The organism is Gillisella vitis, assembly GCF_021559775.1.
In the GTDB taxonomy this organism is placed as follows: Bacteria; Pseudomonadota; Alphaproteobacteria; order Rhizobiales; family Rhizobiaceae; genus Allorhizobium; species Allorhizobium ampelinum.
Genome location: NZ_CP056047.1, coordinates 1,966,938 through 1,981,997, shown reverse-complemented (window position 1 = coordinate 1,981,997; position 15,060 = coordinate 1,966,938). Strand labels below are relative to the sequence as shown.

Annotated in this window: 14 protein-coding genes and 1 other RNA gene; 10 read left to right on the top strand and 5 right to left on the bottom strand. The window is 58.6% G+C overall.

Annotated elements, in window-relative coordinates; genetic code table 11:
• Positions 1-90: 90 nt before the first annotated feature.
• The 5 genes from pstC (at position 91) to AVCG78_RS09380 (ending at position 8,038) form a co-directional block, all read left to right on the top strand.
• Positions 91-1,065 (top strand): phosphate ABC transporter permease subunit PstC, encoded by a 975-nt coding sequence (gene pstC, locus AVCG78_RS09400; RefSeq protein WP_071206573.1) that lies wholly within the window; start codon positions 91-93, stop codon positions 1,063-1,065.
• A gap of 9 nt (positions 1,066-1,074) precedes the next feature.
• A complete protein-coding gene (pstA, locus tag AVCG78_RS09395; protein ID WP_071206574.1) occupies positions 1,075-1,926 on the top strand; it encodes a phosphate ABC transporter permease PstA in 852 nt (283 codons plus the stop codon).
• A 36-nt stretch (positions 1,927-1,962) separates the two neighbouring features.
• Positions 1,963-2,763: a phosphate ABC transporter ATP-binding protein PstB gene (pstB, locus tag AVCG78_RS09390; RefSeq protein ID WP_071584905.1), complete on the top strand. Its 801-nt coding sequence runs from the start codon at positions 1,963-1,965 to the stop codon at positions 2,761-2,763.
• Between the two features lie 120 nt (positions 2,764-2,883).
• Positions 2,884-4,293 carry an FAD-binding oxidoreductase gene (locus AVCG78_RS09385; protein WP_071206579.1) on the top strand — a complete coding sequence of 470 codons (1,410 nt, stop codon included), beginning with the start codon at positions 2,884-2,886 and terminating at the stop codon, positions 4,291-4,293.
• Between the two features lie 55 nt (positions 4,294-4,348).
• Positions 4,349-8,038 carry an AsmA family protein gene (locus AVCG78_RS09380; protein WP_156582966.1) on the top strand — a complete coding sequence of 1,230 codons (3,690 nt, stop codon included), beginning with the start codon at positions 4,349-4,351 and terminating at the stop codon, positions 8,036-8,038.
• 155 nt (positions 8,039-8,193) lie between these two features.
• On the opposite strand, the gene AVCG78_RS09375 is transcribed toward AVCG78_RS09380, so the two are convergent.
• From AVCG78_RS09375 to ssrA, 5 genes are all read right to left on the bottom strand, one after another.
• Entirely contained in the window at positions 8,194-8,472 is a 279-nt protein-coding gene (locus AVCG78_RS09375) for a hypothetical protein (RefSeq protein ID WP_015916457.1), read from the bottom strand.
• 333 nt (positions 8,473-8,805) lie between these two features.
• Positions 8,806-9,030, bottom strand: coding sequence for a ribbon-helix-helix domain-containing protein (locus AVCG78_RS09370; RefSeq protein ID WP_071206616.1), 225 nt, complete (start codon positions 9,028-9,030; stop codon positions 8,806-8,808).
• A 125-nt stretch (positions 9,031-9,155) separates the two neighbouring features.
• A complete protein-coding gene (locus AVCG78_RS09365; RefSeq protein ID WP_071206582.1) occupies positions 9,156-9,368 on the bottom strand; it encodes a DUF4169 family protein in 213 nt (70 codons plus the stop codon).
• A gap of 26 nt (positions 9,369-9,394) precedes the next feature.
• The gene (locus AVCG78_RS09360; RefSeq protein ID WP_060717931.1) at positions 9,395-9,904 is read right to left on the bottom strand and encodes an SspB family protein; all 510 of its coding nucleotides are present in this window, start codon (positions 9,902-9,904) and stop codon (positions 9,395-9,397) included.
• A gap of 293 nt (positions 9,905-10,197) precedes the next feature.
• Positions 10,198-10,565, bottom strand: a transfer-messenger RNA (tmRNA) gene (gene ssrA, locus AVCG78_RS09355).
• Between the two features lie 151 nt (positions 10,566-10,716).
• On the opposite strand from ssrA, the gene AVCG78_RS09350 reads away from it, so the two are divergent.
• The 5 genes from AVCG78_RS09350 to hflC all read left to right on the top strand — a co-directional run bounded on the left by AVCG78_RS09350 (position 10,717) and on the right by hflC (position 14,929).
• The gene (locus AVCG78_RS09350; RefSeq protein ID WP_071206618.1) at positions 10,717-11,511 is read left to right on the top strand and encodes a thymidylate synthase; all 795 of its coding nucleotides are present in this window, start codon (positions 10,717-10,719) and stop codon (positions 11,509-11,511) included.
• Between the two features lie 110 nt (positions 11,512-11,621).
• Positions 11,622-12,014, top strand: coding sequence for a DoxX family protein (locus tag AVCG78_RS09345; protein WP_015916452.1), 393 nt, complete (start codon positions 11,622-11,624; stop codon positions 12,012-12,014).
• Between the two features lie 113 nt (positions 12,015-12,127).
• Complete coding sequence (locus AVCG78_RS09340; protein ID WP_071206584.1) at positions 12,128-12,649, top strand: dihydrofolate reductase; 522 nt, start codon at positions 12,128-12,130, stop codon at positions 12,647-12,649.
• A gap of 248 nt (positions 12,650-12,897) precedes the next feature.
• Positions 12,898-14,010, top strand: a complete 1,113-nt coding sequence (gene hflK, locus AVCG78_RS09335) for an FtsH protease activity modulator HflK (protein WP_041698081.1) — start codon at positions 12,898-12,900, stop codon at positions 14,008-14,010.
• Between the two features lies 1 nt (position 14,011).
• Positions 14,012-14,929, top strand: a complete 918-nt coding sequence (hflC, locus tag AVCG78_RS09330; protein ID WP_071206586.1) for a protease modulator HflC — start codon at positions 14,012-14,014, stop codon at positions 14,927-14,929.
• The last annotated feature ends 131 nt before the right edge of the window (positions 14,930-15,060 follow it).

Here is a 15,060-nt window from a genome sequence, read left to right as displayed (position 1 = left end):
GCGGACTTTGTCAGCAGTCTGAGCGAATGGTTCCACCGCCCGCTATTTGTGTCTTGGCCTGCCATAAAGCTCCTGCGAGAAAGTTTCTGCATGACTGCCACCCATCAACCGACCATGAGCGAGGACGAGGCAAGAACCACTGCCGCCAAGCGGGTGCGCTTTGCCGATGCGATGTTCATCCGCGCCACCTGGCTTTGCGCCATGCTGGTAATGGTGGCACTTCTCGGTGTTTTCCTGTCGCTGCTGATCGAATCCTTGCCGACCTGGCGCGAATTCGGCCTATCTTTCCTGTGGAACGAACGCTGGAGCCCGGCCAAGGACATTTACGGGGCCGCCGCACCGATTTACGGCACGTTGATTACCTCGGTCATCGGGCTGGTGATCGGCGTTCCCGTTAGCTTCGGCATTGCTATTTTCCTGACTGAAATGTGTCCGCCGCTGCTGCAACGGCCCATCGGCACGGCCATCGAGCTTCTGGCGGGTATTCCCAGCATTATTTACGGGCTCTGGGGCTTCTTCGTGCTGGCGCCGGTCATGCAATCCGTGGTGCAGCCCGCTTTGATCGCCACATTCGGAAATGTGCCTGTTGTCGGCCTGCTGTTTAGCGGCGCACCCTATGGCATCGGTCTTCTGACGGCGGGGATCGTGCTGGCGATTATGGTCATTCCCTTTATCACTTCCGTGACCCGCGACGTGTTCGGTACGGTGCCGGTGCTGCTCAGGGAATCGGCCTATGGCATGGGCATGACCACCTGGGAAGTCGTCTTCCACATCATCATTCCCTATACCCGGCGCGGCTTGATCGGCGGCGTCATGCTGGGCCTTGGTCGGGCGCTGGGCGAAACCATGGCGGTGACCTTCGTGATCGGTAATTCACACCGGATCGCCACCTCGCTGTTGTCGCCCGCCACGACGATTTCCGCCTCGATTGCCAATGAGTTTTCCGAGGCGACGTCGGATCTCTATACGTCCAGTCTGGTGGCGCTTGGTCTCATCCTGTTCTTCATCACCTTTGCAGTGCTGGCGCTTGCCAAGTGGCTCATCGGACGCAGTGAGAGTTTTTGAGGCCAGCCGATGTCGATTGTTTCTCGCCGCTATCTCGTCAACCGCATCGCCCTTGGCCTGTCGCTGGCCTCGGCCATTCTTGGTCTCGCCGTTCTGGCGGCAATCCTGTGGACGCTGTTCAGCAATGGTCTGCAAGCGATCACGCTTGACCTCTTCACCAAGATGACGCCGCCACCCGGTTCGGATGGCGGTCTTGCCAATGCCATCTACGGCTCCTTTATGATGACGCTACTGGCAACCGTGGTGGCAACGCCAATCGGTATCCTGGCCGGTACCTATCTTGCGGAATACGGGCGCGGCACAAAGCTTGGCACGGTGGCGATTTTCGTCAACGATATCCTGCTGGCCGCACCATCCATCGTCATCGGCCTGTTTGTCTATACGCTGCTGGTCGTGCCGTTCCGGCATTTCTCCGGCTATGCCGGGGCTGCCTCGCTGGCGTTGATTGCCATTCCGGTCATCAACCGCACCACCCAGGATATGCTGGCGCTGGTGCCGGATGCGATGCGCGAGGCGGCGGCAGCACTTGGCGCGCCCCGCTGGAAAATCATGACCTCGGTGATCTGGCGCAGCGCCCGCTCCGGAATGTTGACCGGCGTGCTGCTGGCTGTCGCCCGTATCAGCGGCGAGACCGCGCCTTTGCTGTTTACCGCGCTCAACAATCAATACTGGACCGCCGATCTCAGCCAGCCGATCGCCAATCTGCCGGTGGTGATCTTCCAGTTTGCCATGAGCCCCTATGAGGATTGGCAGCGGTTGGCCTGGGGAGGGGCGCTGTTGATCACGGTGACGATCCTGGTTTTGAATATCGTCGCACGAAGCCTGTCGGCGGGGTTATTCTTCGGAAAGAAGGAAAGATAGATGCAAATGTCTGACACGGGTACAAGGACGCCCCTGATGCGCGCGCCTCTGCAAGCCTTCAATCCGTCCGATATCGGCCGCCCTATCAAGGTTGAGGCCAAGCAGCTGTCGTTTTATTACCAAAACGGCTATCAGGCGATCAAAAATGTCGATCTCGGCCTGCGTGACCGCACGGTCACCGCCTTTATCGGCCCGTCCGGCTGTGGGAAATCCACCCTGCTGCGGATTTTCAACCGGATGTACGATCTCTATCCGGGTCAAAAGGTGACGGGCGAGGTTTTGCTCGACGGACGCGATATTCTCAACCCATCCGAAGACCTGAACCGGCTGCGGGCCAAGATCGGCATGGTTTTCCAAAAGCCGACGCCGTTTCCGATGTCGATCTATGAGAATATCGCCTTCGGCATCCGCCTTTATGAAAAACTTTCCAAGCCGGATATGGATAATCGCGTTGAAGCAGCACTTCAGGAAGCAGCGCTTTGGGGCGAGGTGAAGGACAAGCTGCACCAGAGCGGCCTTGGTCTTTCCGGTGGTCAGCAGCAGCGCCTGTGTATTGCCCGCGCCATTGCCGTCAAGCCGTCCGTGCTGCTGCTGGACGAGCCAGCCTCGGCGCTCGATCCGATCTCGACCAGCAAGCTGGAAGAATTGATCGAGACCCTGCGGTCCACCTATTGTATCGCCATCGTCACCCACAATCTGCATCAGGCGGCGCGCATTTCGCAATATACAGCCTTCATGTATCTGGGCGAACTGGTGGAATTCGACCGCACCGAGGTGATTTTCAGCGCCCCTGGTGACCAGCGTACCAGCGACTATGTCACCGGGCGGTTCGGCTGATCGTTCTTTTAACCCTGACATGATATCGGCATTTCCTGCCGCAATGACTGGACAAGCCTGTCTGCTCTGGCCATACCTGCAACCAATTGACAAAATGGTTCGAGATGCAGGGAGACGGGCATGAGCAGGAAGGATGTCGTGGCGGGAATGCGCAACGAAGAGGGGATTGCACTCGTTCTGGATCTGCTCAAGCAGTCCTTCGGCGAGCGGTTCCAGACCGGCCAGTCCTTCCGGGAACAACATGCCCACACCACCACCTATCTGCCGGCGCAATTGCCCGATGGGGTGGTTTTCGTCGAAAGCGCCGAGGACGTGAAGACCGTGGTGCGGATCTGCGCCCAGCATAAGGTGCCGATGGTGCCGTTTGGGGTCGGCTCTTCGCTGGAGGGGCAGGTCAATGCGGCGCATGGCGGTATTTCCATCGATTTCACCCGGATGGATAAAGTTATCGAGGTTAATGCCGAGGATCTAGACTGCACAGTCCAGCCCGGCGTGACGCGCGAGGCGCTGAACACCTATCTGCGCGATACCGGTCTATTCTTCCCCATCGATCCCGGCGCCAATGCCTCGATCGGCGGCATGGCCTCGACCCGTGCTTCCGGCACCAATGCGGTGCGCTATGGTACGATGAAGGACAATGTCATGGCGCTGACGGTGGTGACCGCCAATGGCGAAGAAATCCGCACCGCCCACCGCGCCCGCAAATCCTCGGCGGGCTATGATCTGACCCGGTTGTTCGTCGGTGCCGAAGGCACACTGGGGGTGATCACCTCGATCACCCTCAAACTTCAGGGCATCCCGGAAAAGATCGGTGGCGGTGTCTGCGCCTTTGCCGATGTCAAATCGGCCTGCGATGCTGTCATCATGACCATTCAGATGGGCATTCCCGTGGCGCGGATCGAGTTGCTCGATGCCATGCAGGTCCGAGCCTGCAACGCCTATTCCAACCTCAGCCTGCCAGAAAGGCCGACGCTGTTTCTGGAGTTTCACGGCACGGAGCAGACGGTGGCCTTGCAGGCGGAGCAATTTGCCGCCATTGCCGAGGAATATGGGGCCGAGGACCTGCGCTTCACCTCCGATCCGCAGGAGCGCGCCCAACTGTGGAAGGCACGTCACAACGCCTATTGGGCTGGCCGGGCGCTTGCCCCGGAACTGGCGGGCTTGTCCACCGATGTCTGCGTGCCGATCTCCAGGCTGGCGGAATGCGTGGCGGAAACCCAGGCCGATATTGCCGAGACCGGGCTTCTGGCGCCGATTGTCGGCCATGTCGGTGATGGCAATTTCCATCTGCTGATCCTGTTTGACGACAAGGACGCCGAAAATGTCGATAAGGTGGAGGCGTTCATGGCGCGGCTGAACGAGCGGGCGCTGGCCATGGATGGCACCTGCACCGGCGAACATGGGGTCGGCCAGGGCAAGATGTCCTATCTGGAAGCAGAGCTTGGCGGTGCATTAGATGTGATGCGCCAGGTAAAGCGTGGACTGGACCCCGACAATCTGTTTAATCCGGGCAAGATCTTCCGGCTTTGATCCGCAGGCTTAAAGCCGTTACGATAAACAGCATGAAACAACACAGGGAGTCGCAGTGCTAGGCAGACTGTTCATCGCGTTTGGCGGATTGGTCGTGGTGGCGCTGTTTGCCGCGCTTCTGGCGCCGCTTTTCGTCAACTGGACGGATTTCCGCAAGGATTTCGAGGATCAGGCCAGCCGTCTTCTTGGTAAAAAGGTGGTGGTCCACGGCGCTGTCGAGGCGCGTATCCTGCCGTTTCCGTCGATCACGATGAATGACGTCACTGTCGGACCGGGTACTGACGGCAAGACACTGGCGCATGTGGCGCGGTTTTCCATGGATGCCGAGCTTGCGCCGTTTCTGTCCGGCGAAGCGCGGATTTTCGCCATGCGGATCGAGCAGCCGAATGTGCGGCTGAGATTGTTGCCGGACGGTTCGCTGGATTGGTTGCAGGGCAGCCAGCCAAGCCTGCCGGGCCGCAATGTCGTGCTGGAAAAGGTGACGGTCGTCGATGGTGCCGTGACCCTGGTCGATCAGCAGACAGGCCGCACCCGTGAGATCAGCGGTCTCAATGCCGATATGACGGCCCGCTCGCTGGCTGGTCCCTGGACGGTGTTGGGGCAGGGCGCGCTGGATGGCCAGTCCGGCAATTTCTCGCTGTCCAGCCTTCAGCCGGATCCGGCCAAGGGGGCCGTGCCGGTGAAAATCCATATCGCCCCGGATGCAACGCCCGTCGATATCGACCTGTCCGGCGATCTCGCGCTTGTCGAGAAGCGTCCGACATTGCAAGGCAGTTTCCTGGCGGCTCTGCGCGCCAATGTTGAGGACGGTCAGGTCAGCGCACCAATGGGCAATCCGGTGCTGCCGCCGCGCATCAAGGGCAAGTTCGAACTGGCCAATGATCGGGTGCGGATTCCTGAATACCGGATGGAAATAGGCGCCAGCGACCAGCCCTATATCATCACCGGCGAGGCGACGCTGGATAGCGGCAAGGCACCGGAATTTCTGCTGACAGCCGAGGGCCAGCAGATTGACGTCGATAAGCTGACGCCCAGCCTGCCCAAGGGCAAGACCGGTCGGCAGATGCAGAATTCCGCCCGCCAGCGTATCCAGTCGCTGATAGCGCTGGCAGACCGGATCCCCATTCCCGACATGCCGGGTCGCGCCAGCCTGAAACTGCCTGCGATTGTCGCTGGCGATACCGTGATCCGGGATATTACCCTGGATCTGCGGCCAGCCGGAACCGGCTGGCAGGTGGACAAGGCGGTTGCCACTCTTCCGGGCCGCACCCAGGCGGAAGCCGCGGGACGGCTACAACTGAAAGATCAGGCCTCCTTTAACGGTTCGCTGCTGGTTGCGTCTAGCCAACCGTCCGGGCTGGCTTCCTGGCTATCGGGCGATGTTGATCCGGCTATCCGGCAATTGCGTACGGCGGGCTTTTCCGCCAACGTCAACCTGACGTCCGACCTGCAACGGTTCGACAAGCTGGAATTGGCCATCGGGCCTGCCAGCCTGCATGGGCGTCTCGAGCGGCAATCTGCCGATGGCGTCATGCCCAGCCTGTCCTTTGATCTCTCCGGCAATGCCTTCGACTTCGATGCAACGAAAGCGCTTGCCTCGCTGGTATCCGGCGATGCCAGCGACGATGCGCTGCTGAGCCACCAGATCGCCGGGAACATCAAGGTCGATGCGTTTTCGGCCTTCGGCATTACGGCGCGCGATGTGGATGGTCTGTTTACCTACAAGGATGGCGGGTTTTCGGTGCGCAAGCTGGATATCGGCAATCTTGCCGGCGCCAGTATCAAGGCGACAGGCGAAGCCACTGGCTCGCTTGCCGATTATAGTGGCAAGGCGCAGGTCATGCTGCATGCTGACGACATCAGCGGATTTCTGTCGATGTTGCATCAGCAATTGCCGCAGCATCCGCTGCTGGCCCGGCTGGCTTCCAGTGGGCAATGGTATTCCGACGCCGATATCGTGGTGAATGCCCGTTTCGGCGATGCCCAATATGGCGGCTTGCAGGTCGATCTACAGGGCAAGGCCAATGGCACGGCGGTCGACGCTGCCTATCGGCAGGACAGCCTGTTCGATGTGTTCGACGATTCTGAGAAGAGCTTTTCGCTGACCGCTGCCAATGGAGAGTCTTCGGCGCTGCTGGGTCAGCTTGGCTTCGATCCGCTGCCGGTGCCGATGGATGGCGGTGCGAAACTGAGCCTGCAACTGAAACAGCAGGGGACCGCGCCAGCGGATGGCCAGATGTCGCTGACGGCGGGGGCGACCCGGCTTGGGATGAGCGGTACGGTCAATCTCGGTGCGGACCTGTTCTTGCAGGGCAAGGGCAAGGTGGAACTGGCCAGCGACGATATTGCCCCCTTGCTGATCATGAATGCAGTCAGTCTTCCTGGCATCGACACCGGTTTACCGATCACGCTCACCAGCGACATTGAGCGGCAGGGCAACAAGACGCAATTGCATGATGTTAAAGGCGCGGTTGCGGGAGATGGTTTGTCCGGCACGCTGGTGCTGGAGCCGACGGCTTCTGCGGTTAAAATCAGCGGTGCGGTTGGGCTGGAGACGGTTGATCTTGAGTGGCTGGCATCGACCGTGATCGGCCCGGTCAAGGACCCCGCATCCGATGCATTGTCGGCGGCGAAGGTGCAGACGCCTGTTTGGGGCGACATGCAGATGGACATCGGCATCAAGGCTGGCACACTCGATCTTGCCCCATTGCCCGCCGCCCGCGATGTGGCCGCGCGCCTGACGCTGGTGGATGGCGGCATGGCGCTGGAAGATCTATCCGGCACTCTGTTCGGCGGCGCGCTGTCCGGGCGCATGTCGCTCGCCAACAACCAAGGCACGGCCTTCCTGCGCAGCAGGGTGTCCCTTGCCAATGCCGACTTGGGCAAGATCTGGCCTGACAGCGGCCTGTCCGGTCAAGCCAGGCTACAAGTGATGGCGGAAGGCAGCGGTAGCAGCGCCCAAGGCCTGCTTGGATCGGTCAACGGTTCCGGTCAGGTCGATCTCTCCGCCCTGGTTATCCCGGACCTGGACCTGACCAGCTTTCCAGCGCTCTCGGCGGCGTTTGGGACCGCGACCAGTGAGGTGACGCCAGAACAGGTCTCCACAGCCCTCACACCGCTTTTGGCCCGCGCGCCAGCCCGACTGGGCGACGTGACCATGCCATTTACGCTGAGTGACGGTAAAGCCCGGATGCAGGGCGTCAAAGTCCGAGCCAAGGATGCGGCTATCGAGACGCAGGCCGTGGTGACGGTTGCCTCCGGTGACGTCGATGCCAATGTCCAGATCGCCTTCGATCCGGCTACGGCGGTCTCTACGCCTGGGGAGGATGGTGCAGTGCAGACGGGTGCTGGACAGGCAACGGCGGGAGATGCCGCGCCGACCGTCCACCTGCTGTTGAGCGGCCCTCTCGCTGCGCCCAAGCGGCAGCTGGATGTTCGTGAAATGGCAAGCTACCTGTCGCTCCAGGCTTTTGAGCGTGAGCGCCGCCGGGTGGAAACATTGCAAGCGGCTGTGTTGGAAAAGCAAAGGCTGCGGCGTGAAGTGGCCTATTATACCGCACTTGCCGCTGATCGCGCGGCGGCGCAGGCCAAGGCTGCGGCAGCGGCCGATGCTGCGGCACGGGCTGCGGAGGCGGCGGCGAGAGCGGCGGATCGTGGTGCGGGTAACACTGCGCCATCAACACCGCGCGATGGGCCGAATAGTGGTTTTAAACTGGAGTTGGAGGATTTGCCCGGCGTGCAATGACGGACGTGCGATAACGGCGGCTTGCTGCCTTATGAACTTGCTGCGCGCACCCTTGCGGCCTTATCAACTTGGCGCCTGGCGAAAAGACAAAAAAGAACCGCTATGCCATCATGGCAGAGCGGTGCTGCAAATCGATAGAGATCGATCAGTAAAACTCAGAGAAAGGCTTCGCGCTGGCCAAACGGAGGCATGGCGCCGCCACCCATATTGCCGCCACCGAAATTCGGGAACTTGCCTTCAAAGCCTTCGAAACCCTCAGGTGCGGAACCTTCGGCGGACGACGATGTCTCGGAAGAAGTGCTGGCGGACGCTGTGGTGGTAGTGCTGGTCGATGCTGTTGCATCTGTGGTGGTCTGCTCTTCGCTTGGCTTCTGCATGCGGCCCATTGGCGGCATCATCGGCATGGACATCTGGGAAGAAACTGCGCTTGTCATATTTGAAATCCTTTTCAAATGAAGTTGGCGCTGTTGGAGGGGGCGTGTCGGGTGGAGAAATTCTGCACCATTCCCGGGCGTCCTGCAGCTTTCAGCGCAGCCCGACCATAATAGTCGTTTCCTAATGAAACGTTATTCAACATAACCTTTGCCCGGAGATGTCGGTCGGATTAACATAACTTTACTTCATGCACCCCTGAAACGGATCTGCTTGGCTAAGCAGGCAGTAAACTGGAATACGACAAGGCCTCTTGGTGGGCATATAAAATGCCCAAATTGTCGGGTTGGCGAATCGATTGCCGAATCACTGGCCCATTTACGGGCAAGCGCATTTCAATGCGAATCGGAACCCGACTGTTTGAGCCATTCCAGCACATAGAGCCGCAGCGCTGAGGAGAGATTGCAATCAGCCGGGCGTTTGCTGTCAATATCGGCAATCAATGCAGCAATCGCAACATTGCGGCTTTCTGCAATCGCCCGAATTTCCTGCCAGAAGGCATCTTCCAGAGAAAAACTGGTGCGATGGCCATGGAGGGAAATAGAATGTTTGCGGATCAGCGGCATAGAGTGCGCCATTCAAGGGACATCATAAGACAAGCAAATGGTTTGGCATGTCCGAATCCTGGCTTGGCCAATGCTGGCATGGACAGTGCTGACAGGAGCAATAGAAACAAACGTCGCTTTCAGCCCTGTTCGTCGGGCGCAGGACTGGTCAGCTTCGGTTCAAGCTTTGAATTGTCGAGAGCAGCGCGGGCCTTGTCGTTCAGTGCGCGGGTCAGGTTTTTCTCAGCCTTGCTTCGCCCGAAACTCACGCGGTTCTGATCCGCGATCTTTTCCTTTTCGGTGCGCGCTTTGGCTTTCCTGACCTGACGCAGATTAACGACTTCGCCCGACATGCGCTGCTTTCCTTGGCTGCCCCGCCTTACTGCTTCTTTCGAAACGCATCCAGGGAGACGACAGAGCCTTCCTTCTTTTCGCCTTCCGGCTTGTCGGCAGCGCCATCCTCGGATTTTTCCGATTCGGCGGCCAGCGGATAGGCGGTGATTTCGGCGGAGGTTTCGTCTTCTTCCACCTGCGGCACATCGAATTCCAGTTCGAAATTCACCGAAGGATCGTAGAAGCCGCGAATGGCGTTGAAAGGAATGACCAGTTTTTCCGGCGTGTCGGAGAAGGACAGGCCGACTTCGAACAGGCTATCGGTGACCTTCAGGTCCCAGAACTGGTGCTGGATGACGATGGTCATCTGCTCAGCATATTTGGCCTTGAGGTGCTGGGAGATGCGCACACCCGGAGCGCCCGTCAGGAAGGTGATGAAAAAATGATGTTCGCCCGGCAGCCGGCCCGTTGCGGCAACTTCGGTCAGCACCTTGCGGATAACGCCGCGCAGTGCGTCCTGAGCCAGAATATCGTAACGGATGTGGTCCTGCCCCATATGGTCCTGTCTTTCTTCTGCGTCCGGTCATGTGCATCACGGATGATGCGCGTGTCTGTTGTTTATAAGCCATGCAAGGCGTTGGCGCAAAGCCCGATTCCGCTTCTATCTATATCACTATAAATCAAACTCAAGGGCGAGGGTAGGGGCGAGGGTACGGCCAGGGGAAGACGCGACGGTGGCTGGATGCGCAAGGTGCCATCAGATGGCAAGCCATCCAGCATACAGGCACGGCATCTTGTTGTGGCCAAACAAAGAATATTGAAGGGCAAGGGATATGAAAGGAGGGAGAAAGTGGAGGTTTCTGTTGCCAGGTACCTCCGAACCCCGCCTTACGGTGCTACCCGTAAGGACTTAGTTTGGGTTTCTGGCACCGCGATTAAGCAGCGACAGCGTAACCCTGAGCGTTGTTGTCATTTGCAACTACACTTGTGACCCGATGACGGTGGTATCATGCCGAGCAAAAGTTCGATCTTTACGCCCTTGTCGATCCTATTTCGCCCCCATCAAAAGCCGGTCACAAAGACCGACCGGTTTTTGGTGGAGGCGCCGGGTACCGCCCCCGGGTCCAATAGGTTTATTTCACCGACCGTTTATTGCCATAGCCGATGCAAGCACCGGCAAGGGGGATATAGGTGTTTTCCGCACGGATGAAAAGACCGGCATCACCTGAATTTAACGGGTTCGTGACAAATGCGGATAATACCCTTGGAAATGCTGGGATATGACGGTGTTTGATGCTGTTTCGACTTCCGTTGGCACGGGTTTCGGAGGTAAAGCTTGTTTCAAACGACAAACGGCAGGCACCGACCATGAAGCAATATCTCGATCTCCTGCAGCATGTGATGGAAAACGGCTCCGACCGTGGCGATCGCACCGGCACCGGCACGCGCTCGGTCTTTGGTTATCAGATGCGGTTTGACCTCGCGCAGGGCTTTCCGGCCCTGACCACCAAGAAGCTGCATCTGCGCTCGATCATCCATGAACTCCTGTGGTTTTTGAAGGGCGATACCAATATTGCCTATCTGAAGGAAAATGGCGTTTCCATCTGGGACGAGTGGGCCGATGAAAACGGTGATCTCGGACCGGTCTATGGTGCGCAGTGGCGCTCCTGGCCAAAGCCCGGCGGTGGCCATATCGACCAGATCGCCAATCTCGTTGAGAGCATCAAGACCAACCCCAATTCCCGTCGCCATATCGTCTCGGCCTGGAACCCGGCCGAGGTGGACGAGATGGCGCTGCCGCCCTGCCATTGCCTATTCCAGTTCTATGTGGCCGATGGCAAGCTCTCGTGCCAGCTCTACCAGCGCTCCGCTGATATTTTCCTCGGCGTCCCCTTCAATATCGCTTCCTATGCGCTGCTGACCATGATGGTGGCGCAGGTGACGGGGCTGAAAGCCGGCGATTTCATTCATACGCTGGGGGATGCGCATCTCTACGCCAATCACTTCGAGCAGGCGCGCTTACAATTGAGCCGGCAGCCGAAACCCTTGCCGCTGATGCGGATCAATCCGGATGTGATGGATGTTTTCGGCTTTGCCTTCGAGGACTTCAGCCTGGAAAATTATAGTGCCGATCCTGTCATCAAGGCGCCGATTGCCGTGTAATACAGTTTTTCGGTGTTGGTCACGACAACGTTATCAAGAATTTCAGTGACAGAATGCCGCAGCTGTGGTTTCGGTCTCACATCGTTTCTTCCTAAAAAGGTTTAGGTTTCATGATCTTCACTCGACTGAGCCCTTGGGCTCCGACCGTCCTCAGCATTCTGCGTATTATTGCGGGCCTGCTGTTTCTTGAACATGGCATGAGCAAGCTTCTGGGCTTCCCGCCCTCTGATATGAACCCGGCTGTGATGTCTCTGCCCTGGATTGCCGGTTGCATCGAACTGGTTGGCGGCGCGCTGATCACCATCGGCCTGTTTACCCGCCCAGCCGCCTTCATCGCGTCCGGCATGTGCGCCTTTGCCTATTTCCTTGTTCATGCCCAGATGGGCTTCTACCCGATGAACAATCACGGCGAGCCGGCTATCCTGTTCTGCTTCGTATTTTTCTATATCGTCTTTGCCGGCCCCGGCCCGCTCAGCGTCGATGCCGCGATGCGTAAGGAATAGTTTGCCTGCAAGGGATGTATTTCGGGCCGCCGTCGTGTTGACGGCGGCTTTTTTCATGGACGTTTACGGTGGCTTGTGACACCACTCCGCTCGGTAAATGAAGAGAGCAGATCATGCCGAAAATCTCCATTGTTGTTGCCGTCTCAAACAACGGCGTGATCGGTCGCAATGGCGATATGCCCTGGAAGCTGAGCACCGATCTCAAGCGGTTCAAGGCGCTGACGCTTGGCAAGCCGCTGGTGATGGGCCGCAAGACCTTCGAGAGTTTCGGGTCCCGGCCGCTTCCCGGCCGCCCGCATGTGATTGTCAGCCGCCACGCCGATATCGCCATGCCCTCGGTGGAAACCGTGCGTAGCCTTGAGGCGGGGCTTGAGCGGGCAGGGCAGATTGCCGAAGATTTGGGGGTCAAGGAGATCTGCGTGATTGGCGGTGGCGAAATTTACCGGCAGGCTTTGCCGCTGGCAGATATCCTGCATGTCACCCATGTGGAGACGGAGATTGCCGACGGCGACACAGTTTTTCCGGCAATCGATCCGTCACAGTTTGAAAAACTGCATGAAGAGGCCGTGCCAGCCGGTGAACGCGACAGTTTCGCCACGCGCTACGCGATCTATCGGCGAAAAGCGGCGTTGTAACCGTTTATTTCCATAGAAATCGAAGAAGTTAGGGCCTTTTCGTTGAAAGGCGTCGCCGCGATCCCTATAACGGGATTAATCCGGGTGGATGCCTTTTTGACGGCGCCGTTGCGGGCCTTTGCACAACAGTTATGGACTGAAATAGTCTTTATCGTGGATTGTGCAGGAGACTAGAGGTTTTGCAGCGTCGTGCCGGGTTTACGAGCTCCATGGCGCTGTTGGGAGCATTCTCAGAAAAAGAGGTTTTGATGCCTTGGAGTAATCAGAACGGCGGCGGCCCGTGGGGCGGCGGCGGTGGTAATAATAACAATGGAGGACCGTGGGGGCAGGGACCGAATCGGCCTCGCGGCAATGGCGGTGGCGGCGGTGGCAAACAGCCGCCGGATCTGGAAGACATCATCAAGCGCGGGCAGGATCAGTTCAAGAACCTGGTTCCCGGTGGTCTGGGCGGAGGCATGGGCCTGATCGTCGTGCTCGCCGTGGCCGGTCTCTGGTTGACCCAGGCGGTCTATACCGTGCAGCCGGATGAGCGTGGCGTGGAAATGCGTTTCGGCAAGCCGAAGGACGAAATTTCCGCCCCCGGTCTGCATTTCCATCTCTGGCCGTTTGAAACGGTGGAGAAGGTCAAGGTGACCGAGCAGCAACAGAACATCGGTGCCAAGGTGGCATCCAATTCCACGGCTGGCCTGATGCTGACCGGCGACCAGAATATCGTCAACGTGCAGTTTTCCGTGTTGTACACGGTCAGCGATCCGAAGGCCTATCTGTTCAATCTCGAAAGCCCGCCGCAGACCTTGCAGCAGGTGGCGGAGAGCGCCATGCGCGAAGTCGTCGGACGTCGCCCGGCCCAGGAAATTTTCCGTGATGCCCGTCAGTCTATCTCTGTCGACGTGCGCAACATCATCCAGGGCACGATGGACAACTACGGGTCCGGCATTTCCATCAATTCGGTGGCTATCGAGGATGCGGCGCCGCCGCGCGAAGTCGCTGATGCATTCGATGAAGTGCAGCGTGCCGAGCAGGACGAAGATCGGTTCGTCGAGGAAGCCAACCAATATTCCAACCAGAAGCTTGGTCAGGCCCGTGGCCAGTCCGCGCAGATGCGGGAAGAGGCTGCTGCCTACAAGGATCGCGTCGTGAAGGAAGCCGAGGGTGAGGCACAGCGCTTTATCTCGATCTACGACCAGTACACCAAGGCGCCGGACGTGACCCGCACGCGGCTTTACATTGAAACCATGGAGCAGGTCCTGAAGAAATCCAACAAGGTGATCGTCGATGAGCAGGGCCAGGGTGTCGTTCCCTATCTGCCGTTGAACGAAATCGGCCGCATGGGCAGCCAGCCAGCACAGGGAGGCAAGTAAGATGACCAATCGTCTTCCTGCCGTGCTGATCGGCTTAGCCATCGTGCTTCTGCTGATCTACTCTTCGGTTTTCGTCATCAACCAGCGCCAGCAGGCCGTCGTCGTGCGCTTCGGCCAGATCAAGGCGGTCTATAGCGAGCCTGGCCTTTACTTTAAAATGCCCTTCGCCTTTGCCGGCGCCGACAAGGTGCAGATCATTTCCGATCAGTCCCTGCGGTTTGATCTCGACAATATCCGTGTCCAGGTTTCCGGCGGCAAGTTCTATGAGGTCGATGCCTTCCTGATCTACAAGATCACCGATGCCCGCCGTTTTATCGGGATCGTTTCCGGTGGTGATCGTGACCTGGCGGAAGCGCGGCTTCGCACCCGTCTCGATGCATCCTTGCGTCGGGTCTACGGTTTGCGCGGCTTCGAGGCCGCCCTGTCGGATGCCCGTTCGCAGATGATGCAGGAGGTTGCCGACGATCTGAAATCGGATGCGGAAAACCTTGGTATTACCATTGAGGACGTGCGCATTCGCCGCACCGACTTGACCCAGGAGATTTCGCAACAGACCTATGCCCGGATGCGTTCCGAGCGTCTGGCCGAAGCCGAACTGATCCGGGCTCGTGGTAATGAAGAGGGCCAGCGTCGCCGGGCCATCGCCGACCGTCAGGTTGTCGAGTTGCAGGCCGATGCGCAGCGCGATTCGGAAATCCTGCGCGGTCAGGGTGATGCTGAACGAAACCGGGTGTTTGCGGATGCCTATCAGCGCGATCCATCCTTCTTCGAGTTCTACCGTTCGATGGCAGCCTATGAGGCATCGCTCGGCACGACCGGCACATCCATGGTGCTGTCGCCGAATTCGGAATTCTTCAAGTTCTTCCGTTCGCAGGCTGGCACTGGGGCGGCAGCGCCCGCAGCACCTGCTGCCAACTGATCGTCACATATTTAAAGCCAAAAGGGGCCGGGTCATTCCGGCCCCTTTTTTTCGTAGTCCGTTTTCAAAAATCTCAGGCGTTTTCTGCATTTGAGATTGTCGAAATCCTTCGAAACGACGATGCCTGAGCA

Coding starts and splice junctions, on each gene's coding strand:
- pstC (WP_071206573.1), top strand. CDS start 91: ATGACTGCCACCCATCAACCGACCATGAGCGAGGACGAGGCAAGAACC.
- pstA (WP_071206574.1), top strand. CDS start 1,075: ATGTCGATTGTTTCTCGCCGCTATCTCGTCAACCGCATCGCCCTTGGC.
- AVCG78_RS09375 (WP_015916457.1), bottom strand. CDS start 8,472: ATGACAAGCGCAGTTTCTTCCCAGATGTCCATGCCGATGATGCCGCCA.
- AVCG78_RS09340 (WP_071206584.1), top strand. CDS start 12,128: ATGCCGAAAATCTCCATTGTTGTTGCCGTCTCAAACAACGGCGTGATC.
- AVCG78_RS09360 (WP_060717931.1), bottom strand. CDS start 9,904: ATGGGGCAGGACCACATCCGTTACGATATTCTGGCTCAGGACGCACTG.
- hflC (WP_071206586.1), top strand. CDS start 14,012: ATGACCAATCGTCTTCCTGCCGTGCTGATCGGCTTAGCCATCGTGCTT.
- hflK (WP_041698081.1), top strand. CDS start 12,898: ATGCCTTGGAGTAATCAGAACGGCGGCGGCCCGTGGGGCGGCGGCGGT.
- AVCG78_RS09345 (WP_015916452.1), top strand. CDS start 11,622: ATGATCTTCACTCGACTGAGCCCTTGGGCTCCGACCGTCCTCAGCATT.
- AVCG78_RS09385 (WP_071206579.1), top strand. CDS start 2,884: ATGAGCAGGAAGGATGTCGTGGCGGGAATGCGCAACGAAGAGGGGATT.
- AVCG78_RS09350 (WP_071206618.1), top strand. CDS start 10,717: ATGAAGCAATATCTCGATCTCCTGCAGCATGTGATGGAAAACGGCTCC.
- pstB (WP_071584905.1), top strand. CDS start 1,963: ATGCGCGCGCCTCTGCAAGCCTTCAATCCGTCCGATATCGGCCGCCCT.
- AVCG78_RS09365 (WP_071206582.1), bottom strand. CDS start 9,368: ATGTCGGGCGAAGTCGTTAATCTGCGTCAGGTCAGGAAAGCCAAAGCG.